Annotated in this window: 27 protein-coding genes; 11 read left to right on the top strand and 16 right to left on the bottom strand. The window is 60.4% G+C overall.

Features of this window, described 5'->3' with window-relative positions; translation table 11 throughout:
• Positions 1 to 135 precede the first annotated feature (135 nt).
• Entirely contained in the window at positions 136 to 894 is a 759-nt protein-coding gene (locus NTD85_RS09925) for a Nif3-like dinuclear metal center hexameric protein (RefSeq protein WP_003221714.1), read from the bottom strand.
• Between the two features lie 103 nt (positions 895 to 997).
• Between NTD85_RS09925 and algW the strand changes: the two genes are divergently transcribed.
• Positions 998 to 2,158 carry a Do family serine endopeptidase AlgW gene (algW, locus tag NTD85_RS09920; protein ID WP_262142044.1) on the top strand — a complete coding sequence of 387 codons (1,161 nt, stop codon included), beginning with the start codon at positions 998 to 1,000 and terminating at the stop codon, positions 2,156 to 2,158.
• 122 nt (positions 2,159 to 2,280) lie between these two features.
• Here algW and hisC read toward each other — a convergent pair whose 3' ends face one another.
• The 10 genes from hisC to NTD85_RS09870 form a co-directional block, all read right to left on the bottom strand.
• The gene (gene hisC, locus NTD85_RS09915) at positions 2,281 to 3,333 is read right to left on the bottom strand and encodes a histidinol-phosphate transaminase (protein ID WP_262142043.1); all 1,053 of its coding nucleotides are present in this window, start codon (positions 3,331 to 3,333) and stop codon (positions 2,281 to 2,283) included.
• A gap of 2 nt (positions 3,334 to 3,335) precedes the next feature.
• Positions 3,336 to 4,673 carry a histidinol dehydrogenase gene (gene hisD / locus NTD85_RS09910; RefSeq protein WP_003221712.1) on the bottom strand — a complete coding sequence of 446 codons (1,338 nt, stop codon included), beginning with the start codon at positions 4,671 to 4,673 and terminating at the stop codon, positions 3,336 to 3,338.
• Positions 4,674 to 4,798: 125 nt separating this feature from the next.
• The gene (gene hisG / locus NTD85_RS09905) at positions 4,799 to 5,434 is read right to left on the bottom strand and encodes an ATP phosphoribosyltransferase (RefSeq protein WP_003221711.1); all 636 of its coding nucleotides are present in this window, start codon (positions 5,432 to 5,434) and stop codon (positions 4,799 to 4,801) included.
• Positions 5,435 to 5,560: 126 nt separating this feature from the next.
• On the bottom strand, positions 5,561 to 6,826 hold the full coding sequence (gene murA / locus NTD85_RS09900) for a UDP-N-acetylglucosamine 1-carboxyvinyltransferase (RefSeq protein WP_045122295.1): 1,266 nt from the start codon (positions 6,824 to 6,826) through the stop codon (positions 5,561 to 5,563).
• A gap of 22 nt (positions 6,827 to 6,848) precedes the next feature.
• On the bottom strand, positions 6,849 to 7,088 hold the full coding sequence (locus tag NTD85_RS09895; RefSeq protein WP_003221710.1) for a BolA family protein: 240 nt from the start codon (positions 7,086 to 7,088) through the stop codon (positions 6,849 to 6,851).
• Positions 7,089 to 7,204: 116 nt separating this feature from the next.
• On the bottom strand, positions 7,205 to 7,510 hold the full coding sequence (locus NTD85_RS09890) for a lipid asymmetry maintenance protein MlaB (RefSeq protein ID WP_003221709.1): 306 nt from the start codon (positions 7,508 to 7,510) through the stop codon (positions 7,205 to 7,207).
• Complete coding sequence (locus NTD85_RS09885; RefSeq protein WP_003221707.1) at positions 7,507 to 8,160, bottom strand: phospholipid-binding protein MlaC; 654 nt, start codon at positions 8,158 to 8,160, stop codon at positions 7,507 to 7,509. Before NTD85_RS09885 ends, NTD85_RS09890 begins: the two co-directional genes overlap by 4 nt.
• A gap of 11 nt (positions 8,161 to 8,171) precedes the next feature.
• Positions 8,172 to 8,639: an outer membrane lipid asymmetry maintenance protein MlaD gene (gene mlaD, locus NTD85_RS09880; RefSeq protein ID WP_007967220.1), complete on the bottom strand. Its 468-nt coding sequence runs from the start codon at positions 8,637 to 8,639 to the stop codon at positions 8,172 to 8,174.
• Positions 8,639 to 9,436: a lipid asymmetry maintenance ABC transporter permease subunit MlaE gene (gene mlaE, locus NTD85_RS09875; RefSeq protein WP_003221704.1), complete on the bottom strand. Its 798-nt coding sequence runs from the start codon at positions 9,434 to 9,436 to the stop codon at positions 8,639 to 8,641. The genes mlaD and mlaE overlap by 1 nt, the downstream gene beginning before the upstream one ends.
• Complete coding sequence (locus NTD85_RS09870) at positions 9,436 to 10,245, bottom strand: ATP-binding cassette domain-containing protein (RefSeq protein WP_003221703.1); 810 nt, start codon at positions 10,243 to 10,245, stop codon at positions 9,436 to 9,438. The genes mlaE and NTD85_RS09870 overlap by 1 nt, the downstream gene beginning before the upstream one ends.
• A gap of 275 nt (positions 10,246 to 10,520) precedes the next feature.
• Between NTD85_RS09870 and NTD85_RS09865 the strand changes: the two genes are divergently transcribed.
• From NTD85_RS09865 to NTD85_RS09820, 10 genes are all read left to right on the top strand, one after another.
• Positions 10,521 to 11,495 carry a KpsF/GutQ family sugar-phosphate isomerase gene (locus NTD85_RS09865; protein ID WP_103520210.1) on the top strand — a complete coding sequence of 325 codons (975 nt, stop codon included), beginning with the start codon at positions 10,521 to 10,523 and terminating at the stop codon, positions 11,493 to 11,495.
• On the top strand, positions 11,495 to 12,019 hold the full coding sequence (locus NTD85_RS09860) for a KdsC family phosphatase (protein ID WP_003221699.1): 525 nt from the start codon (positions 11,495 to 11,497) through the stop codon (positions 12,017 to 12,019). The genes NTD85_RS09865 and NTD85_RS09860 overlap by 1 nt, the downstream gene beginning before the upstream one ends.
• Positions 12,020 to 12,027: 8 nt before the next feature.
• Positions 12,028 to 12,600 carry an LPS export ABC transporter periplasmic protein LptC gene (gene lptC / locus NTD85_RS09855; protein WP_103485944.1) on the top strand — a complete coding sequence of 191 codons (573 nt, stop codon included), beginning with the start codon at positions 12,028 to 12,030 and terminating at the stop codon, positions 12,598 to 12,600.
• Complete coding sequence (lptA, locus tag NTD85_RS09850; RefSeq protein WP_262142042.1) at positions 12,587 to 13,135, top strand: lipopolysaccharide transport periplasmic protein LptA; 549 nt, start codon at positions 12,587 to 12,589, stop codon at positions 13,133 to 13,135. The genes lptC and lptA overlap by 14 nt, the downstream gene beginning before the upstream one ends.
• Entirely contained in the window at positions 13,135 to 13,860 is a 726-nt protein-coding gene (gene lptB / locus NTD85_RS09845; protein WP_003221693.1) for an LPS export ABC transporter ATP-binding protein, read from the top strand. Before lptA ends, lptB begins: the two co-directional genes overlap by 1 nt.
• 186 nt (positions 13,861 to 14,046) lie before the next feature.
• Positions 14,047 to 15,540 carry an RNA polymerase factor sigma-54 gene (locus tag NTD85_RS09840; RefSeq protein ID WP_045122294.1) on the top strand — a complete coding sequence of 498 codons (1,494 nt, stop codon included), beginning with the start codon at positions 14,047 to 14,049 and terminating at the stop codon, positions 15,538 to 15,540.
• A gap of 73 nt (positions 15,541 to 15,613) precedes the next feature.
• Positions 15,614 to 15,922: a ribosome hibernation-promoting factor, HPF/YfiA family gene (hpf, locus tag NTD85_RS09835; protein WP_003221690.1), complete on the top strand. Its 309-nt coding sequence runs from the start codon at positions 15,614 to 15,616 to the stop codon at positions 15,920 to 15,922.
• A gap of 12 nt (positions 15,923 to 15,934) precedes the next feature.
• Complete coding sequence (ptsN, locus tag NTD85_RS09830; RefSeq protein WP_003221688.1) at positions 15,935 to 16,399, top strand: PTS IIA-like nitrogen regulatory protein PtsN; 465 nt, start codon at positions 15,935 to 15,937, stop codon at positions 16,397 to 16,399.
• Positions 16,400 to 16,401: 2 nt separating this feature from the next.
• Entirely contained in the window at positions 16,402 to 17,259 is an 858-nt protein-coding gene (gene rapZ / locus NTD85_RS09825; protein WP_103485942.1) for an RNase adapter RapZ, read from the top strand.
• A gap of 15 nt (positions 17,260 to 17,274) precedes the next feature.
• Positions 17,275 to 17,550 carry an HPr family phosphocarrier protein gene (locus tag NTD85_RS09820; RefSeq protein ID WP_003221684.1) on the top strand — a complete coding sequence of 92 codons (276 nt, stop codon included), beginning with the start codon at positions 17,275 to 17,277 and terminating at the stop codon, positions 17,548 to 17,550.
• A 37-nt stretch (positions 17,551 to 17,587) separates the two neighbouring features.
• On the opposite strand, the gene NTD85_RS09815 is transcribed toward NTD85_RS09820, so the two are convergent.
• The 5 genes from NTD85_RS09815 to NTD85_RS09795 are packed head-to-tail and all read right to left on the bottom strand — an operon-like array spanning position 17,588 to position 21,357.
• The gene (locus NTD85_RS09815; protein ID WP_262142041.1) at positions 17,588 to 18,481 is read right to left on the bottom strand and encodes a ZIP family metal transporter; all 894 of its coding nucleotides are present in this window, start codon (positions 18,479 to 18,481) and stop codon (positions 17,588 to 17,590) included.
• Positions 18,482 to 18,511: 30 nt separating this feature from the next.
• Positions 18,512 to 19,123 (bottom strand): superoxide dismutase, encoded by a 612-nt coding sequence (locus NTD85_RS09810; RefSeq protein WP_103521622.1) that lies wholly within the window; start codon positions 19,121 to 19,123, stop codon positions 18,512 to 18,514.
• Between the two features lies 1 nt (position 19,124).
• Entirely contained in the window at positions 19,125 to 19,565 is a 441-nt protein-coding gene (locus NTD85_RS09805) for a hypothetical protein (RefSeq protein ID WP_262142040.1), read from the bottom strand.
• A gap of 27 nt (positions 19,566 to 19,592) precedes the next feature.
• Complete coding sequence (locus tag NTD85_RS09800) at positions 19,593 to 20,969, bottom strand: class II fumarate hydratase (protein ID WP_262142039.1); 1,377 nt, start codon at positions 20,967 to 20,969, stop codon at positions 19,593 to 19,595.
• Positions 20,950 to 21,357 (bottom strand): FagA protein, encoded by a 408-nt coding sequence (locus NTD85_RS09795; protein WP_103521624.1) that lies wholly within the window; start codon positions 21,355 to 21,357, stop codon positions 20,950 to 20,952. Before NTD85_RS09795 ends, NTD85_RS09800 begins: the two co-directional genes overlap by 20 nt.
• Between the last annotated feature and the right edge of the window lie 256 nt (positions 21,358 to 21,613).

Raw genomic sequence — 21,613 nt, 5'->3', positions numbered from 1 at the left:
ACCAGTTCGGCCGTGAAACGCTGTTCCTGTGGGAGCGGGCTTGCTCGCGAAGGCGGAGGATCAGTCAAAATCATTGTTGAATGACACACCACTTTCGGGAGCAAGCCCCCTCCCGCACTGGATAGATGTTTAGCCTCAGATCGGGTTCGGGCAGTCGATGAAGATGTGTTCGAGGGCAAAACGCTTCGCCAGATAATCGCCCAGCGCCTGCACGCCATAGCGCTCGGTGGCATGGTGGCCGGCGGCGATGAAGCTGATGTCGTTTTCCCGAGCGCTGTGGAAGGTCTGCTCGGAGGCTTCACCGCTGAGGAACAGATCAACACCCGCCGCTACGCCCTGGTCGATATAGCCCTGCCCGCCACCGGTGCACCAGCCGACCCGGCGGATCATCGCACTGCCTTCGACCAGCAGCGGTTCGCGGCCCATGACCTCTTGAACCTTGCGCGCGAAATCACGCGGGGTCATCGGCTCATTCAACGAGCCGACCAGCCCGACAATCTTCAGATTGTCCGGGTCCAGCGGCCCCTCGACGGTAATGTCCAGCTGACGCGCCAGTTGCACGTTGTTGCCGACCTCCGGGTGCAGATCCAGCGGCAGGTGATAGGCGAGCAGACTGATGTCGTGCTTGAGCAGCGTCTTCAGGCGCCGCTGCTTCATGCCGGTGATGCACGGGTTCTCGCCCTTCCAGAAATAGCCGTGATGCACCAGCACCAGATCGGCCTCGGCTTCCACCGCGGCATCGAGCAACGCCTGACTGGCAGTCACGCCGCTGACGATACGCATCACCTGCGGACGGCCTTCGACCTGCAGGCCGTTGGGGCAGTAATCGGCGATTTTCGCACTGCCGAGGTAACGGTCGGCTTCTTCGACCAGGGTGCTGAGGGCGACGGCCATGAAAGACTCCTAAATATCCCGTTCAGAGGCACGCGCGGCCTCGTATAATGCGCGACATTATGGGCGGTCTGACCCCGCCTGCAACTTTTCCAGGACGTGCTTAATGCTCAAGGCGCTGCGTTTTTTCGGCTGGCCGCTGTTGGCCGGTGTGCTTATCGCTCTGTTGATTATTCAACGTTACCCGCAGTGGGTCGGGCTACCAAGCCTCGACGTCAACCTGCAACAGGCCCCGCAAACAACCAGCGTGCAGCAGGGGCCGGTGTCCTATGCGGACGCAGTGGTCATCGCCGCACCGTCGGTGGTCAACCTCTACACTACCAAGGTCATCGCCAAACCGGCGCATCCGCTGTTTGAGGATCCGCAATTCCGGCGTTTCTTCGGTGACAACTCGCCGAAGCAGAAACGCATGGAATCGAGCCTCGGCTCCGGCGTGATCATGAGCCCGGAAGGCTACATTCTGACCAACAACCACGTGACCACCGGCGCCGACCAGATCGTGGTGGCGCTCAAGGACGGTCGTGAAACCCTCGCCCGCGTCATCGGCAGCGACCCGGAAACCGACCTCGCGGTACTGAAGATCGACTTGAAAAACCTGCCGGCAATCACCGTCGGCCGCTCCGACAGTATTCGCATCGGCGACGTCGCGCTGGCCATCGGCAACCCGTTCGGCGTCGGCCAGACCGTGACCATGGGCATCATCAGCGCCACCGGGCGCAACCAGTTGGGTCTGAACAACTACGAAGACTTCATCCAGACCGACGCGGCGATCAACCCGGGCAACTCCGGCGGCGCACTGGTCGATGCCAACGGCAACCTCACCGGGATCAACACCGCGATCTTCTCCAAGTCCGGCGGCTCGCAGGGCATCGGTTTTGCGATACCGGTGAAACTGGCGATGGAAGTGATGAAGTCGATCATCGAGCACGGTCAGGTGATTCGTGGCTGGCTCGGTATTGAAGTGCAGCCGCTGACCCAGGAACTGGCCGAGTCGTTTGGCCTGTCCGGGCGTCCGGGAATTGTCGTGGCGGGAATCTTCCGCGATGGCCCGGCACAGAAGGCCGGCCTGCAACTGGGTGACGTGATTCTGAGTATCGACGGCGAACCGGCCGGTGATGGCCGCAAGTCAATGAACCAGGTGGCGCGGATCAAGCCGACCGACAAGGTGACCATCCAGGTCATGCGCAACGGCAAGGAACTGAAGCTGACCGCTGAAATCGGCCTGCGTCCGCCGCCGGCGCCGGCGCCGGTCAAAGAAGAAGAGTAAGCGCCTTCCCAAAACAATGTAGGAGTGAGCCTGCTCGCGATGGCGCCGGGTCAGTCAGCATAAATGTTGAATGTCCGTCCGCTATCGCGAGCAGGCTCACTCCTACAGGGGGCAGCGCTGTATCAGAGGTCGCCGAGGCCGTCGATCAGCGCCTGATTCTGCTCCGGCGTACCGATCGAAATCCGCAGGAACTGGGCAATCCGCTCCTGCTTGAAGTGACGCACAATTACGCCCTGCTCGCGCAGCTTGGCCGCCAGCCCCGCAGCATCGTGTTGCGGGTGACGGGAGAAGATGAAGTTCGCCGCCGACGGCAGCACTTCAAAGCCTTTGGCCTGCAACTGCGCGATCACCCATTCGCGACTTTCGATGACCAGACGGCAGGTCTTGTCAAAATACTCGCGATCCTCGAACGCCGCCGCCGCACCGACAATCGCCAGGCGATCCAGCGGATAGGAGTTGAAGCTGTTCTTGATCCGCTCCAGCGCTTCGATCAGATCCGGATGACCCACCGCCAGACCGACGCGCAGCCCGGCCAGCGAGCGCGACTTGGACAGGGTCTGGGTCACCAGCAGATTCGGATAACGATCCACCAGACTGATCGCGGTTTCGCCGCCGAAGTCGATGTAGGCCTCATCCACCACAACCACCGAATCCGGGCTGGCCTTGAGGATCTGCTCGACCGCTTCCAGTGCCAGCAGGCAACCGGTCGGTGCGTTCGGATTGGGGAAAATGATCCCGCCGTTCGGTTTGGCGTAGTCCGCCGGGTTGATCTGGAACTGCGCGTCCAGCGGCACGGCATCGAACTGGATGCCGTACAGACCGCAATACACCGGATAGAAGCTGTAGCTGATGTCCGGGAACAGCAGCGGCTGCTCGTGTTGCAGCAGACCGTGAAAGATGTGCGCCAGCACTTCGTCCGAACCGTTGCCGAGGAACACCTGATTGCTCTGTACGCCGTAGTAGTGGGCGACAGCGGTTTTCAGCAGATCGCTGTTCGGGTCCGGGTACAGGCGCAGGTTGTCGTTGAGCTCGGCCTGCATCGCTGCCAGTGCTTTGGGCGACGGGCCGTAGGGGTTTTCGTTGGTATTGAGCTTGACCAGTTTGGTCAGCTTCGGCTGTTCGCCCGGCACATACGGCACCAGATCCTTGACGAACGGGCTCCAGAATTTACTCATGTTCACTCCCCCTGCCCTTGCAGAAAGTCTGCATCTTTAATGCGATATTCGGCGCTGCGTGCGTGCGCGCTGAGGGATTCGCCGCGCGCCAGCACCGAAGCGGTCTTGCCCAGCTCGGAAGCACCGGCCTCGGAGCAGAAGATGATCGACGAACGTTTCTGGAAGTCGTACACACCCAGCGGCGAGGAGAAACGCGCGGTGCCGGAGGTCGGCAGCACGTGGTTCGGACCGGCGCAGTAGTCGCCCAGCGCCTCGGAGGTGTGGCGGCCCATGAAGATCGCGCCGGCGTGACGGATCTGCGGCAGCCACGCTTGCGGGTCGGCGACCGACAGCTCCAGGTGTTCCGGGGCGATGCGGTTGGCGACTTCGATGGCTTGCGCCATGTCACGCACGTGGATCAGCGCACCACGGCCATTGATCGAGGTTTCGATGATGGTCGCGCGGTCCATGGTCGGCAGCAGTTTGTCGATGCTGGCGGCGACCTTGTCGAGGAACTCGGCGTCCGGGCTGACCAGAATCGCCTGGGCGTCTTCGTCGTGCTCGGCCTGGGAGAACAGGTCCATGGCGATCCAGTCCGGATCGGTCTGGCCATCGCAGACCACGAGAATTTCCGACGGGCCGGCGATCATGTCGATGCCGACCTGACCGAACACGTGACGCTTGGCGGTGGCGACATAGATGTTGCCCGGGCCGACGACCTTGTCCACCTGTGGCACGCTTTCGGTGCCGTAAGCCAACGCGGCAACCGCTTGCGCGCCGCCGATGGTGAACACCCGGTCAACGCCGGCAATGCAGGCCGCCGCCAGCACCAACTCATTGATTTCACCGCGCGGGGTCGGCACGACCATGACCACTTCGGTCACGCCAGCGACCTTGGCCGGAATCGCGTTCATCAACACCGACGACGGGTACGACGCCTTGCCGCCCGGCACATACAGGCCGGCGCGATCCAGCGGCGTGACCTTCTGCCCGAGCACGGTGCCGTCGGCCTCGGTGTAGCTCCAGGAATCCTGTTTCTGTTTTTCGTGATAGCTGCGCACCCGCGCCGCGGCTTTTTCCAGCGCCTCGCGCTGTGCCACGGTGATGCGAGTCAGGGCCAGTTCCAGACGCTCGCGCGGCAGGATCAGGTCGGCCATCGACGCCACTTCGAGGCCGTCGAACTTCTGGGTGAATTCGACCAGCGCCGCGTCACCGCGCTCGCGCACAGCCTTGATGATGTCCAGCACGCGCTGATTGACCGAGTCGTCAGACACACTTTCCCAGCTCAGCAGATGATCCAGATGATGCGCGAAATCCGGGTCAGCAGCGTTGAGTCGGCGAATTGCAGTCGGTGCGGTCATAGCGAGAGCCTCATAGGAATGGCAAAAACTCAGGCGCCCTAACTTAGCAGTCGTTTCCGCTTGGGCACCTGAGATTCTGGCTATGAGGCGGATAGACGGGCGCGACTCAAGGTCGCGCAGGTACATCAGCCGCGGTGTCGCGATTCCACTGCCTTGCGCAGGGTATCGATCAACGCCTGGATTCGGGCGTGTTGCATCTTCATCGAAGCCTTGTTGACCACCAGGCGCGAGCTGATCGTGGCGATCAGTTCCTGAGGTTCCAGGCCGTTGGCGCGCAGGGTGTTGCCGGTGTCGACCACGTCGATGATCTTGTCGGCCAGGCCGATCAGCGGCGCCAATTCCATCGAGCCGTAGAGCTTGATGATGTCGACCTGACGGCCCTGCTCGGCGTAGTAACGCTTGGCGACGTTGACGAACTTGGTCGCCACGCGCAGACGGCCCTTGGGCTCGGCCGCGCCGATCTTGCCGGCGGTCATCAGCTTGCACTGGGCAATCTGCAGATCCAGCGGCTCGTACAGGCCCTGGCCGGTGTATTCCATCAACACGTCTTTACCGGCGACGCCGAGGTCGGCCGCGCCATGCTCGACATAGGTCGGCACGTCGGTGGCACGCACGATCAACAGACGTACGTCATCCTGAGTGGTGGGGATGATCAGTTTGCGGCTCTTGTCCGGATTCTCGGTCGGCACGATGCCCGCTTCAGCGAGAAGCGGCAGGGTGTCGTCAAGGATGCGGCCCTTGGACAGTGCGATGGTCAACATGGGAAACGTCAGTCCTTATCAAGGTACTCATGTCCGGTCGCAATCGGCGCCGGACACACATCGAGCCGGATACCGGCTCGACTCGAAACGAATTCAGTGGACACTTCCCTGTGCCCAGTGCAGCTACTAGCCCGGAACGCGACGGATCTTGGCGCCCAGCATCTGCAGTTTTTCTTCGATGCACTCGTAACCACGGTCGATGTGGTAGATGCGGTCGATCAGGGTGTCGCCTTCGGCCACCAGTGCCGAGATCACCAGGCTGGCCGAAGCACGCAGGTCGGTGGCCATCACTGGCGCGCCCTTCAGGACTTCAGTACCGGTGACGATCGCAGTGTTGCCTTCGACCTGGATCTTGGCGCCCATGCGGTGCAGTTCGTAAACGTGCATGAAACGGTTTTCGAAGATCGTCTCGATCACTGCGCCGGTGCCTTCGGCAATGGCGTTGAGCGAGATGAACTGTGCCTGCATGTCGGTCGGGAACGCCGGGTACGGCGCGGTGCGCACGTTGACCGCTTTCGGGCGCTTGCCGTGCATGTTCAGCTCGATCCAGTCTTCACCACTGGTGACTTCAGCGCCGGCTTCACGGAGCTTTTCCAGAACGGCTTCGAGGATGGTCGGATCGGTGTCCTTGACCTTCACGCGGCCACCGGTGACCGCAGCGGCCACCAGGTAGGTGCCGGTTTCGATACGGTCAGGCATGACCTTGTAGAAGCACGAACCCAGACGCTCGACGCCATCGATGGTGATGGTGTCGGTGCCGGCGCCGGAAACTTTGGCACCCATGGCGTTGAGGAAGTTCGCCAGGTCAACCACTTCCGGCTCGCGCGCGGCGTTCTGCAGGACGCTGCGGCCCTTGGCCAGGGCAGCTGCCATCATGATGTTTTCGGTACCGGTCACACTGACGGTATCGAAGAAGAAGCTGGCGCCGCGCAGGCCGCCTTCAGGCGCCTTGGCCTTGATGTAGCCGCCTTCGACGTCGATCACCGCGCCCATGGCTTCGAGGCCACGGATGTGCAGGTCGACCGGACGCGAACCGATGGCGCAACCGCCAGGCAGGGCGACTTCGGCTTCGCCGAAACGCGCAACCATCGGGCCCAGTACCAGGATCGAGGCACGCATGGTTTTCACCAGTTCGTACGGTGCGATCAGGGTCTTGATGGTGCGTGGATCGATTTCGACGCTGAGTTTCTCGTCGATCACCGGCTCGATGCCCATGCGACCGAACAGCTCGATCATGGTGGTGATGTCGTGCAGGTGCGGCAGGTTGCCAACGGTCACCGGGCCATCGCACAGCAGGGTGGCAGCCAGAATCGGCAGGGCGGAGTTCTTCGCCCCGGAGATACGGATTTCGCCATCAAGACGAACGCCACCGGTAATAATCAATTTATCCATAAGAATCTCGACGCCCTTGGGCTCAGGTGCGCTCGGCCCAGGCCGCGCGGCTGAAAAATTTCATAGTGACCGCATGGATGCTGCCATCGGCGATCCACGGGTTCAAATGGGCATAGATGCTCTGCTGACGCTTGACCGGGCTTAACGCCGCCAGTTCATCGCTAATCACGTTCAGCTGAAAGTTGCAGCCTTCGCCTTCAACTTCCACCTGCGTTCCTGGCAGCTTCCCTTCAAGGAAGCTCTTCACTTCTACGGCCTGCATGCTCAACCTCAATCGGCGCCCTGTGCGCACGGGTCGGACATCATACAAAAAAGCCCCGCGCCTGCGAACCCCGCATTGGCAGGACTCTGACGGGGGGCTTTTTTATCGATGCGGGTTCAGGGGTGCGCCAGCAACTCGGTCAGTTCACTGACCTGAGCGATTTCGCGCATGTCTTCCGGCATCGCGCGGATGCTGACAACCTTGCCGGCCGCCTGGGCATCGCGCATGAAGCACAGCAGCAGGGACAAGCCGACGCTGCTGGACTTCTTCACTGCCGAGCAATCGATGACCAGCGACGTCGCCTTGCTGGACTTGATCAGCGCCTGGCCTTCCTTGCGCAGGTCGGGACCTGTGCGGTAATCCAGTACTCCACTGAGCAATAGCTCGTCGACGTCACTCATACGTATTGCCGCCTCACTCATTGCGCTGGCTTCGCGGCAGCTTTGTCGGTTTCTTCCTTGGCCTTGGCCACTTCACCGGCCCAACCATTGATGGTCTTGTCCAGGTCGTTGCCATTGCGCTGCATCGCATCGGCGAACTGGTCACGGAACAGCTTGCCGATGTTGATGCCGTTGATGATCACGTTGCGCAGTTTCCACTCGCCGTTGATCTTCTCCAGCGTGTATTGCACTGGATAGATCGCGCCGTTGTTGCCCTTGACGGTCATGCCGACGCTGGTGCGATCGCCGGACTCATCCTTGGCAGGATCTACGGTAATGCCCTGGTTGTTGTACTCGAGCAAAGCGTTGCCATAGAACTGGAACAGACCGCGCTTGAAGTTTTCCTGGAACGTCTGCATCTGCGCAGGCGTGGCCTTGCGCGAATACTTGACGGTCATGATGCTCTTGGAAATGCCCTCGGCATCCACCACGGGACCGACAATGGTGTTCAGCGCCGTGTAGAAGTCCTGCGGATCCTTCTTGTACTTCTCTTTATTGGCCGACAGGTCGGCCAGCATCCGGTTCGTGGTGTCCTGAACCAGATCGTGCGCCGACTGTCCAGGCGCAGCGTTAGCCAGCAGTGGCAGTGTCGCGAGCAACACCAACAGGCCACGTCGCAAGGTAGAGATCATTCAAAAGCTCCTCATTTGGCGTCTTTGCTAACGGTATTGAGCAGGAATTTACCGATCAGGTCTTCCAGTACCAGAGACGACTGCGTGTCGTGGATGGTTCCACCATCCTTCAGACGGGTGTCTTCCCCGCCCACGCTGATACCGATGTACTTCTCGCCCAACAGGCCAGCGGTCAGGATAGACGCTGTGGAGTCGGTCGGCAGGTTGTCGACCTTTTTATCCACTTGCAGGGTTACCCGCCCGGTGAAGCTGTCGCGATCCAGATCGATGGCCGTGACCTTGCCGATGGTCACACCGGCCATGGTCACTTTGGCTCTGACCGTCAAACCGGCGATATTGTCGAAGTAGGCATACAGTTTATAGGTGTCGGTGGTCGAAGTCGGAGACAGGCCACTGACCCGCAGGGCAAGCAGCAACAAGGCCAGGATCCCTGCCAGCAGGAACAGGCCGACACCGATTTCCAGGGTGCGGTTTTGCATCAGAAATCTCCAAACATCAAAGCGGTCAGAATAAAGTCCAGGCCCAGTACCGCCAGCGAGGCGAATACCACGGTCTTGGTGGTGGCGCGACTGATGCCCTCGGAAGTGGGCTCACAGTCATAGCCTTGGAATACGGCGATCCAGGTCACGACGAAGGCGAAAACGATACTTTTGATGACGCCGTTGAGCACATCGCTGGTGAAGTTCACGCTGTTCTGCATGTTCGCCCAGTAGGAACCTTCATACACGCCAAGCCAGTCGACAGCCACCCACGAACCGCCCCAGATCCCCACCACGCTGAAAATCATCGCCAGCACCGGCAGGGAAATGAAACCGGCCCACAGACGCGGGGCAATAATGTATTTGAGCGGATCGACACCGATCATTTCCAGGCTGGAAAGCTGCTCGGTGGACTTCATGTTGCCAATTTCCGCGGTCAGCGCCGAACCGGCACGCCCGGCAAACAGCAAGGCGGTCACCACCGGCCCCAGTTCACGCAGCAACGTCAGGGCCACCATCTGCCCCACCGCCTGCTCCGAACCGTAGCTCGACAGAATACTGAAGCCCTGCAGCGCCAGCACCATGCCGATGAAAATCCCGGACACGACGATGATCACCAGCGACATCACGCCAACCGAATGCAGCTGCTTGACCAACAGGCCAAAACCGCCGCTGATGCCGCCACGACCGAGCAGGGCGTGGAACAGGAACAGGGTCGCACGACCAAACACCGCAACGGCGTCGATCGCCGCCTCGCCGAAACGGCGTACGCGTTCTATTAATGAAATTCTGCGCATCAGCGCTTCCCCAGAAGATCTGCGCGGTAATCCGTCGCTGGAAAATGATACGGCACCGGGCCATCGGGGTTGCCGGTCATGAACTGGCGAATACGCGGCTCATCCGAATTCATCAACTCGTCCGGCGTGCCCTGCCCCAGCACCTGACCATCACCCACTACATAGATGTAGTCAGCGATGCTCGCGGTTTCGGCCAGATCGTGGGAGACCACGATACTGGTGATCCCCAGCGCATCGTTGAGCAGACGGATCAGGCGTACCAGCACGCCCATGGCGATCGGGTCCTGACCGACGAAAGGCTCGTCGTACATGAGAATCTGCGGATCGAGCGCAATTGCCCGGGCGAGCGCCACGCGACGCTTCATGCCGCCGGACAGTTCGTCGGGCATCAGCTCGATGGCGCCGCGCAGACCGACCGCCTGCAATTTGAGCAGAACGATGTCGCGGATCATTTCATCCGGCAATTGGGTATGAACGCGCAGGGGGAAAGCGACGTTCTCGAAGACATCGAGATCGGTAAACAGCGCGCCGCTCTGAAACAGCACGCCCATGTGCTTGCGCGCATCGAACAGATCACTGCGCGACAGCGTCGGCAGGTTCTGGCCGTTGACCCAGACTTCGCCGCTGGAAGGACGCAACTGTGCACCCATCAAGCGCAACAAAGTGGTCTTGCCGCACCCGGAAGGTCCCATGATGCCGGTAACCTTGCCACGCGGGATGCGAATATCGACGTTATTGAAAATGCTGCGCGCACCGCGCTTGAAGGAGACTCCCTTCAGCTCGACCGCGTAGGCGTTATCGGCACTCATCTAAACTCCTTGCGATGCAGCCTCTCACTCGGACGCCTGGCTTTCCGCAGAAAGCACATACCTCCCGGGCAGGCCGAACTGGCGGCGAACTATATCACTGCAAAGGCCAAGCGCCCAAGGCCCATGCCCCCCTGTGTTCAGCGATATGACAGGCGCGGCCGCGCTTTTTCAGGGTTTTGGTTACGAGGAATGACAAAGCACAACGAACTTGCGTGAGGCTTTTCAACATAACCGCTATAATCGCCGCCTTTTCATCGGGCTATACGATTTCTGACATGAGCCAATCCAGCGACCTGATTCAATCGGCACAACGCACCATCCGCCTCGAAGTGGAAGCCGTACAAGGCTTGTTGCCCCATATCGACGCCGATTTCGTACGCGCTTGCGAGATGATTCTGGCCAGCAAAGGCCGTGTGGTCGTGGTCGGCATGGGCAAATCCGGGCACGTCGGCAACAAGATTGCCGCGACCCTGGCCAGCACCGGCACCCCGGCATTTTTCGTCCACCCCGCCGAAGCCAGTCATGGCGACATGGGCATGATCACCCGTGACGACGTGATTCTCGCCCTCTCCAACTCCGGCTCGACCAACGAAATCGTCACCTTGCTGCCCCTGATCAAGCGCCTGGGTATCCAGTTGATCAGCCTGACCGGCAATCCGCAGTCGCCGTTGGCCAAGGCCGCCGAAGTCAATCTCAATGTTCACGTCGAGCACGAAGCCTGCCCGCTGAACCTGGCGCCGACTTCCTCGACCACCGCAGCGCTGGTCATGGGCGATGCCCTGGCCGTGGCGCTGCTGGAAGCGCGTGGTTTCACCGCCGAAGATTTTGCTTTTTCCCACCCGGGCGGAGCCTTGGGTCGACGCCTGCTGCTGAAAGTGGAAAACGTCATGCACGCCGGGCAAGAGCTGCCGCAAGTACAACGCGGCACCCTGCTCAAGGACGCGCTCATGGAAATGACCCGCAAGGGTCTGGGCATGACCGTCATCCTTGAAGCCGATGGCAAGCTGGCCGGGATCTTCACCGACGGCGACCTGCGCCGCACCCTGGATCGCAGCATCGACATCCGCAGCGCCACCATCGACCAGGTCATGACCGCACACGGCAAGACCGCACGGCCCGAGATGCTCGCCGCCGAAGCGCTGAAAATCATGGAAGACCACCGAATCAACGCACTGGTGGTCGTGGACGAAGAAGATCGCCCGATCGGCGCCTTCAACCTCTCCGATCTGCTGCGTGCAGGAGTGATGTAATGACAAGCGATCTGCTGCAACGCGGCAAAGCGATCAAACTGGCGGTGTTCGACGTCGACGGCGTCCTCACCGACGGGCGCCTGTACTTCCTTGAAGACGGCAGCGAATTCAAGACGTTCAACACCCTCGACGGCCAAGGCATCAAGATGCTGATGAATGCCGGTGTCGAGACGGCCATCATCAGTGGCCGCAAGACGCCGGTGGTTGAGCGCCGGGCGAAGAACCTCGGCATCCCGCATCTGTTTCAGGGCCGCGAAGACAAATTGGTGGTTCTGGACGGTCTTCTGCAGCAACTGGGCCTAAGCTATGAACAGGTCGCCTACCTCGGTGACGACTTGCCTGACCTGCCGGTGATCCGCCGCGTAGGCCTGGGCATGGCCGTCGCCAATGCTGCCGATTTCGTGCGCGAACACGCCCATGGCGTCACTCGGGCCCGTGGTGGCGAAGGTGCCGCCCGCGAATTCTGCGAATTGATCCTGCGCGCCCAGGGCCGCCTCGATGCGGCCAACGCCGCGTACCTGTGAGCCAAATCATGTTTAGCAAAAAATTTCGCAACTTCCTGCTGTTCGGCTGTATCGCTGCCATGTTTGCAGCGGTCGGCTACTGGAATATCAGTCCGGAACGCTTCCTCGACAAGCCTGCAGCCAAGGCCGAAGACACTGCCATCGACTGGTACGCCACCAATACACACACCTTTCAGTACCTCCCGGACGGCAAGCTGCAATACGAGATGACGTCGGACAAGGCCGAGCACCTGAAAGCGACGGATGTGACGCTTGTCACCAAACCCGACCTGAACATGTTCCGCGGTACCGAGTTTCCGTGGCACGTGACCAGCGAGCGCGGTGAAGTGAATTCGGGCGGCACCGAGGTCGAACTGATCGATTCCGTACGCGTCAAGCGTACTGACGAAAAGAACCGCGACACCTTGATCACCAGCACACGCATGACAGTGTTCCCGCAGCAGCAATATGCGCAGACCGCGCAACCCGTTAGAATCGACGGCGCTGGCGGTGTATCGACTGGCGTGGGAATGAAGGCGTATTTGAAGGAAAGCAGGATACACCTGCTATCGAACGTAAGAGGACAGTATGAGGCTCGTTAAAACCCTCCCTATTTTGCTCAGTCTGGGCGCAGCACTGGGAAGCGTGAGCGCCTGGGCTCTGCCGAACGATCAGCAGCAACCTATCCGCATTCAGGCCGACGACGCCCAACTGGACGACAAGAACGGCATCGCCACCTATAAAGGTGACGTGATCATTACCCAGGGTTCGATGATCGTTAAGGGTAATACGGTGACCATCACCCGTACCCCGACCGGCGATATCGACGTGGTGACCTCGGTGGGCAACCTTGCCTACTTCGAGCAACTGCAAACCCAGGGCGACACCAAGCCTGTACAGGGCTGGGGCGTGACGATCCAGTACCACGCTGCGCAAAACCGCGTCGTGCTGATCGACAAGGCCAAGGTTGTCGACAAGGACAACAACACCACTCAGGGCGAAAAAATCGTCTATGACACGGTGAAAAAACTGGCCAGCGCCGGCCGCGCTACCGGCAGTAAAGTCACCGAGGCGCGTCCGCGCATCGACATGGTGATCCAGCCGAAGCCGAAAAACGACGAGAAAAAGGCCCAGTAATGGCAACTCTGAAAGCTCAACACCTGGCCAAGGCCTATAAAAGCCGCCAGGTTGTGCGCGACGTCAGCCTGTCGATCGACAGTGGCCAGATCGTTGGCCTGCTCGGCCCGAACGGCGCCGGCAAGACGACCTGCTTCTATATGATTGTCGGCCTGGTGCAGGCCGATCAGGGCCGCGTGTTGATCGATGATCTGGACGTCAGCCATCAGCCGATGCACGGCCGCGCCAAGGCCGGTATCGGCTATCTGCCGCAAGAAGCGTCGATCTTCCGCAAACTGTCGGTGGCCGATAACATCATGGCCATCCTCGAAACCCGCGCGGAACTCGACAAGGCCGGTCGTCGCAAGGAACTGGAAAGCCTGCTGCAGGAATTCCACATCAGCCACATCCGCGACAACCTCGGCATGAGCCTGTCCGGTGGTGAACGCCGCCGGGTGGAAATCGCCCGCGCACTGGCGACCGCACCGAAATTCATCCTGCTCGACGAACCGTTCGCCGGTGTCGACCCGATCTCGGTCGGCGACATCAAGCAGATCATCCACCACCTCAAGGCCAAGGGCATCGGTGTTCTGATCACCGACCACAACGTGCGTGAGACCCTGGATATCTGCGAAACCGCCTACATCGTCAACGACGGTCAACTGATCGCCGAAGGCGATGCTGCGACCATCCTTGCCAACGATCTGGTGAAGGAAGTGTATCTGGGCCACGAGTTCCGCCTGTAAGCACCAAGGCACTTGGCCAGCCTCCGGGTGCTGTATCGATGAAGCAGGCTTTTATACGCTTTTATTGTTACAGCGCTCTAGGCAAACACGACAGTTTCAGGCATATAATTTGCTTAAGTTTGGCGCTTCGGCGCCCTGTAGTGGATGGCGCATGCGCGCCGGCGAATAAGGTGTTAAGCCCCTGCCATGAAACCATCGCTAGTCTTGAGAATGGGCCAGCAGCTGACGATGACACCGCAGCTGCAACAGGCCATCCGCCTGCTCCAATTGTCGACCCTGGACCTGCAACAGGAAATCCAGGAGGCCCTGGAATCCAATCCGATGCTCGAACGCCAGGAAGAAGGCGACGACTTCGACAACTCCGATCCTTTGGCCGACAACGCCGAACAAAAGCCCAACACCGACATTCAGGAACCGTCATACCAGGAAACCGCCCCGACGGTGGACAACCTGGAGGAAGGTGAATGGAACGAGCGCATTCCCAACGAGCTGCCGGTCGACACTGCCTGGGAAGATGTCTACCAGACCAGCGCCAGCAGCCTGCCCAGCAGCGATGACGACGAGTGGGACTTCACCACCCGCACCTCTGCCGGGGAAAGCCTGCAGAGCCATTTGCTCTGGCAATTGAACCTGGCGCCGATGTCCGACACCGACCGCCTGATCGCCGTGACCCTGATCGATTGCATCAACAATCAGGGCTACCTCGACGAAACCCTCGAAGAAATTCTCGACGCCTTTGATCCGGAACTCGACATCGAGCTGGACGAAATCGAAGCCGTCCTGCACCGCATCCAGCAGTTCGAACCCGCCGGCATCGGCGCCCGCAACCTCGGCGAATGCCTGTTGCTGCAACTGCGCCAGCTCCCGGCCAAGACTCCGTGGCTGAACGAAGCCAAGCGTCTGGTCAGCGATTACATCGATCTGCTCGGCAGTCGCGACTACAGCCAGCTGATGCGGCGCATGAAGCTCAAGGAAGATGAGCTGCGTCAGGTCATCGAACTGGTGCAAAGCCTGAATCCGCGCCCGGGCTCGCAGATCGAATCGACTGAAGCCGAGTACGTGGTGCCGGACGTCATTGTGCGCAAGGACAACGAACGCTGGCTGGTCGAGCTGAATCAGGAGTCGGTGCCCCGTCTGCGGGTCAACGCACAGTACGCTGGTTTTGTCCGTCGCGCCGACACCAGCGCCGACAACACTTTCATGCGCAATCAGTTGCAGGAAGCGCGCTGGTTCATCAAGAGCCTGCAAAGCCGCAACGAAACCCTGATGAAAGTGGCGACCCAGATCGTCGAGCATCAGCGCGGTTTCCTGGAGTACGGCGACGAAGCCATGAAGCCGTTGGTCCTGCACGACATCGCCGAGGCGGTCGGCATGCACGAATCGACGATTTCCCGCGTCACTACCCAGAAATTCATGCATACCCCACGGGGTATTTATGAACTGAAATATTTTTTCTCCAGCCACGTCAGCACCTCCGAAGGCGGCGAATGCTCGTCCACGGCGATTCGCGCGATCATCAAGAAACTGGTTGCGGCGGAAAATCAGAAAAAGCCGTTGAGTGACAGCAAGATCGCTGGTTTACTGGAGGCACAAGGCATTCAGGTGGCTCGCCGCACCGTCGCCAAGTACCGCGAATCCCTCGGGATCGCGCCTTCGAGCGAACGCAAGCGGTTGATGTAAGCCACGTTACAGCGTTCCAGTGGCAGGCTCTTCGGCCTGCCGCTTTATGCACTGGCAACGAAGGAGAAGCTGTATGCAAGTCAACATCAGTGGACACCAACTGGAAGTGACCCAACCTCTGCGTTCCTATATCGAGGAAAAACTCCAACGACTGGAGCGCCATTTCGACAAGATCACCAACGTGCAGGTCACGATGTGCGTCGAAAAGCTGAAGCAGAAAATCGAAGCCACCTTGCATATTCCCGGCAGCGAAGTGGTCGCCAACGCAGAAGATACTGACATGTATGCTGCGATCGACGCACTGACCGACAAGCTGGATCGCCAACTCAAAAAGCATAAGGAAAAGACCCAGAGCCTCCTCCAGGGCGCGACAGGTCGTTAACACCCCCAACCCATGATCCGACTTGAAAGTATCCTGACCCCCGGCCGTTCCCTGGTGAACGTGCCGGGCGGCAGTAAAAAGAAAGCCCTCGAACAGATTGCCAACCTGATCGCCCGCGAAGTGCCGGGTCTGGAGATGCAAGATGTCTTCGAGGCGCTGATCGCCCGTGAGAAACTCGGCTCCACCGGTTTCGGCAACGGCATCGCCATTCCCCACTGTCGCCTCAAAGGCTGTGAAGCGCCTGTCAGCGCTTTGATGCACCTTGATGCGCCTATCGATTTCGATGCCATCGACGGTGCGCCGGTTGACCTGCTGTTTGTCCTGCTGGTCCCGGAAGCTGCCACCGATGCCCACCTGGAATTACTGCGCCAGATCGCCAGCATGCTCGATCGCAAGGAAGTGCGCGAAAAACTGCGCAGCGCACCGAGCAACGAAGCCTTGTATCAGGTCGTCCTGAGCGAGCAAAACGGGCATTAATCATGCGCTTGATCATCGTCAGCGGCCGCTCCGGCTCGGGTAAAAGCACTGCCCTGGATGTCCTTGAGGACAACGGCTACTACTGCATCGACAACCTGCCGGCCGGTCTGCTGCCGGAACTGGCCGAACGCGCGCTGATCCACACCGAACTGGCCCAGCCGCTGGTGGCGGTGTCGATTGATGCGCGCAACCTGCCAAGCCACCTGTCGCGCTTCCCCGAGTTGCTGGAAGAAGTCCGCGCCCGGCACATCCAGTGCGATGTGCTGTATCTGGATGCCGACGAAGAAACCCTGCTCAAGCGCTTTTCGGAAACTCGCCGTCGTCACCCGCTGAGCACGGCCAACCGCTCGCTGGCCGAAGCGATCAACGACGAGACCGCCCTGCTCGGGCCGATTGCCGACCTGGCCGACCTCAAGGTCAACACCACCAATCTGAACCTGTACCAGTTGCGCGACACCATCAAGCTACGCCTGCTGAACCAGCCGGAGCCGGGCACGGCCTTTCTGGTCGAGTCGTTCGGCTTCAAGCGCGGCATGCCGGTGGATGCGGATCTGGTGTTCGACGTGCGCTGCCTGCCCAATCCGTACTGGAAGCCTGAATTGCGCGCACAGTCCGGTCTCGATGCACCGGTCGCCGAATATCTGGCGGCGCAGCCGGAGGTTGAGGAGATGTTTCAAGACATCTACGGCTACCTGAATAAATGGCTGCCGCGTTTTGCCGCGAGCAACCGCGCCTACGTCACCATCGCCATTGGCTGCACTGGCGGGCATCACCGCTCCGTTTACCTGACCGAACGCCTGGGTCAGGCCCTGCAGAAAACCCTGAAGAACGTCCAGGTTCGCCACCGCGACCTCACTTAAAGGATTCACACCGCGATGCCTGCTCTGGAAATCGAAATCATCAATAAGCTGGGCCTGCATGCCCGAGCGTCGGCCAAATTCGTCGGGGTAGCGGGCCAGTTCCCGGATTGCACGATCAGAGTGGGGCGTACACCCGAAACCACGGTCGATGGCAAAAGCATCATGGCGATGATGATGCTGGCCGCCGGCAAAGGCACCAAGATCTATCTGAGTACCGAAGGCCATCAGGAGCAGGAAGCGCTGGATGCGCTGGTGGCATTGATCAACAACTACTTCGATGAAGGTGGTTGATCCTGCATGGAGGGGGAGCTTGCTCCCTCTCTGCCAATCAGCCCAGCGCCGTATCCATCACCATCATCAGACAGAACCCGATCAGCAAGCCAAGACTGGCGAGCTTGTCATGACCATTGCGTCGCGACTCGGGGATCACTTCATGCGTCACCACCAGCAACATCGCCCCCGCCGCCAGCGCCAGCCCCAACGGCAACAACAGCTCCGCCAGACTGACCAGCCACGCACAGAGCAGCGCAAACATTGGCTCGACCAGCCCTGAAGCCGCCCCGATCAAGAACGCCCTGACCCGCGACATCCCCGCCCCGGCCAGCACCAGCGCAATCACCAATCCTTCTGGCACATCCTGCAAGGCAATGCCCATCGCCAGACTGTCGGCATCCGGCATGCCACCACCTGCCGAGACACCCACCGCCATGCCTTCCGGGATGTTGTGGGCAATGATGGCGAAGACGAACAGCCAGATCCGCGGCGCAATCACCGGGCGCTCAGGGGTACCGACGAGCATTTCCGGTGAGGCGCCGGACAGTTTCAGGTCCACCAGATACAAGCCGAATGCACCGAGCATGATGCCGAAGCAGATCAGCCCGCTGGCTGCCCACGGTGTCAGGCCCAGAGTTTCGGCGGCACCAATGCCCGGCACGATCAGCGAAAACGCAGTCGCTGCCAGCATCACGCCGGCGCCGAAACCCAGCAGCGTATCGCTGAGCATCTGCGGCATGCGCCGGATCACCAACACCGGCACCGCGCCGAGCGCCGTGCCGAGGGCGCAGATTGCCCCACCCTGCAAGGCCCGCGACAGCTTCGGCTGTAGATCCAGCCATTCCAGGCCATGCGCCGCAAGCAGAGTCATGCCCGCCAGCAGCAACAGCGACCCGACCGCGTAACGAAACATGCGCCCACCGCCAATCGACAGTGTTTCAGTGCCCATAGTCAGCCCTGGATTGTTTTTATAGATGGCTTAAACCAGTGCGGCCTGATAACGCGCGGCGACTTCAGGCCAATTGATCACGTTGTAGAACGCGTTGATGTATTCCGGACGGCGGTTCTGATAACGCAGGTAGTAGGCGTGCTCCCAGACATCCAGACCGAGAATCGGCGTATTGCCATTCATCAGCGGGCTGTCCTGATTACCGCTGCTTTCCACGATCAGTTTCTTGTCGGGAGTGACGCTGAGCCAGGCCCAGCCGCTGCCGAAACGGGTCAGTGCGGCTTTGGTGAAGGCGTCCTTGAAACTGTCGAGGCCGCCCAGTTGCTCATCGATCGCCTTGGCCAACGCGCCATCTGGCTTGCCACCGCCATTGGGCACCATGACTTCCCAGAACAGCGAATGGTTGGCGTGGCCGCCGCCCTGGTTGATCACCGCTGCGCGGAGTTTTTCCGGCAACTGCTGGACGCTGGCGACCAGTTTTTCCACCGGCCACTCGGCGTACTCAGTGCCTTCGACGGCGGCATTGAGGTTGTTGATGTAGGTCTGGTGGTGCTTGGTGTAATGAATCTCCATGGTTTGCGCATCAATGTGCGGTTCCAGGGCGTCGTAGGCGTACGGCAAGGCAGGCAAGGTAAAAGCCATTTCAGTGGACTCCATGGTGATGTGAGGCAGGCGCGCGGCGCGCATCGCCGGTATCCGGGTGCAGCAGGCGCTGGGTGCGCGGGTATTCGCCGTGCTCGCTGATGAAATTCAGCAGCTCGACGTAGGTCTTGCTGCTCTGGCGTAGTGCGGCTTCACGCAGGGCCGGACGCAGGCGCTCGTCCTGCATGGTTTGCAACAGCCGTTGATGAATCGCGCAGAGGTACTCTGCGCTCTCCTCCGGCTGATTCAGGCGCAGGTGCAGATCCGCCAGGTTGTGGTGGGAGATGACGCAGGCCGCCACCGCTTCGTCGGCATCGGCCCAGCGCTCGAACAGCACTTGCGCCAGGGCCAGGGCCTGCAGATAAGCTTCACGGGCATCAATCAGCTCGCCCAGCATGAAGCAGCGATTGGCCCGTTCGATCGTGCGTTTCCAGTGCTCCATGGTGAGCCTCCAAAGCGGTTGCGGGATTTACACGCCGCCGGCGGTGAGTTTCTCGGGGTTGAGCAACTCTTCCAGTTGGCTGCGCGACAGATCGGTGTGTTCCAGCGCGACGTCGATCACCGGACGCCCTTGTTTGTAGGCCTGCTTGGCGATTTCGGCAGCCTTCTGATAGCCGATGATCGGGTTGAGCGCGGTGACCAGAATCGGGTTGCGCGACAGCGCTTCCTTGAGCCGCGACTCATTGACCTTGAAGCTGGCGATGGCCTTGTCGCCGAGCAGACGACTGGCATTGGCCAGCAGTTCGATGCTGCTGAGCAGGTTCTGGGCGATGATCGGCAGCATCACGTTCAGTTCGAAATTGCCCGACTGGCCGGCGATGGTGATCACCGAGTCGTTGCCGATCACTTGCGCGGCGACCATCGCAGTGGCTTCCGGAATCACCGGGTTGACCTTGCCCGGCATGATCGACGAACCCGGTTGCAGCCCTTCGAGCTCGATCTCGCCGAGACCGGCAAGCGGCCCTGAGTTCATCCAGCGCAGGTCGTTGGCGATTTTCATCAGCGACACAGCGATGGCCTTGAGCTGGCCGGAAACGGCGACGGCGGTGTCCTGCGAGCCGATCAGCGCGAACAGATCCTTGCCCGGAGTGAATTGCACATGGGTCAGCTGGCTCAGTTGGCGGCTGAAACGTGCGGCGAACTCAGGATGCGCATTGATCCCGGTACCAACCGCCGTACCGCCCTGTGCCAGCGATTGCAGGCTCGGCAGCAAATCCTGCAGGTGACCGATGTTGGCCTTGAGCTGTTGCGCCCAGCCATTGAGCACCTGACTCATGCGCACCGGCATCGCGTCCATCAAATGGGTGCGACCGGTTTTGACGTGGTGATGCACCTGTTCGGCTTTGTTTTCGATCACCTGCACCAGGTGCAGCAACGCCGGCAACAGCTGTTCGTGCAAAGCCAGGGCAGCGCTGACGTGGATGGTGGTCGGAATGATGTCGTTGCTGCTCTGGCCGCAATTGACGTGATCGTTCGGGTTGACCGGCTCGTCGAGCAGACGGCTGGCGAGGGTCGCAATCACTTCGTTGGCGTTCATGTTGGAGCTGGTGCCGGAGCCGGTCTGGAAGATATCCACCGGAAAATGCTGCATGAAGTCGCCTTCGAGCAGGCCTTGGGCCGCATCGCTGATGGCTTTGCCTTGGGCGGCGCTGATCTGGTTGAGTTCGACGTTGGCCCGGGCGGCAGCGGCTTTGGCGAGGATCAGCGCACGGATGAATTGCCTCGGCATCGGTTGGCCGCTGATCGGGAAGTTATCCACTGCGCGCTGGGTCTGCGCGCCGTAGAGAGCGTCCACCGGCACCTGCAATTCGCCCATGCTGTCGCGCTCAATACGTGTCTTGGTCATCTGAAAATCCTTGCACCAGTTCAATAAGAGGAATCGAGGGAAGCAACTCGCAGGTCGCCAGTTGCCAGGTGTAGCGCTGCCAGCGCTGGAGCCGGCAGTTGCACAGCGACAGGCGCTCCATTTCACGCAGCGGGCGCCAGGCTTGATCGAGACACAGACTGCGCCAGTGCCACGGCAACGCGATGTCGGTGGCTGTGTCGAGCAGCAGACGGAAGGAGGTTTCAGCGATGGTCCACGGGGAAGTCGCCGTACAGCAGGCCAGATAGCGGCCTTCGGCCAGGTAATGTTCGATCAGGCGCGGTTCGTCAGGATCCATCGCGCAACGGATCTGGCGACTCATCCAGCGCCAGCTTTCGAGGTACGGCTGCTCGTGCAAGGCAGAACTCATGATCCGGGACTCGTTCGGAGATGAGATTTATTATTAGATGATAATGAGAACCAAAACAAGAGCGCCTATGTACACAGACTCCATTGTGGGAGCGAGCCTGCTCGCGAAGGCGTCGTGTCAATCGCCGCTGCGGTCGGCTGTTAAATCGCTTTCGCGAGCAGGCTCGCTCCCACAGGGTTTTGTGGGGAGCCAACAAAAAAGGCGCGCCACCCGATGGGGGGGCGCGCCTTTTTTGTTGCCGCCGGGTTTTTTGTAA

The sequence above is a fragment of the Pseudomonas sp. 13B_3.2_Bac1 genome (genome assembly GCF_025466205.1).
Taxonomy (GTDB): Bacteria; Pseudomonadota; Gammaproteobacteria; order Pseudomonadales; family Pseudomonadaceae; genus Aquipseudomonas; species Aquipseudomonas fluorescens_H.
Note: the sequence above shows the minus strand (reverse complement) of the source record. Positions and strands in the feature narration are given on the sequence as shown.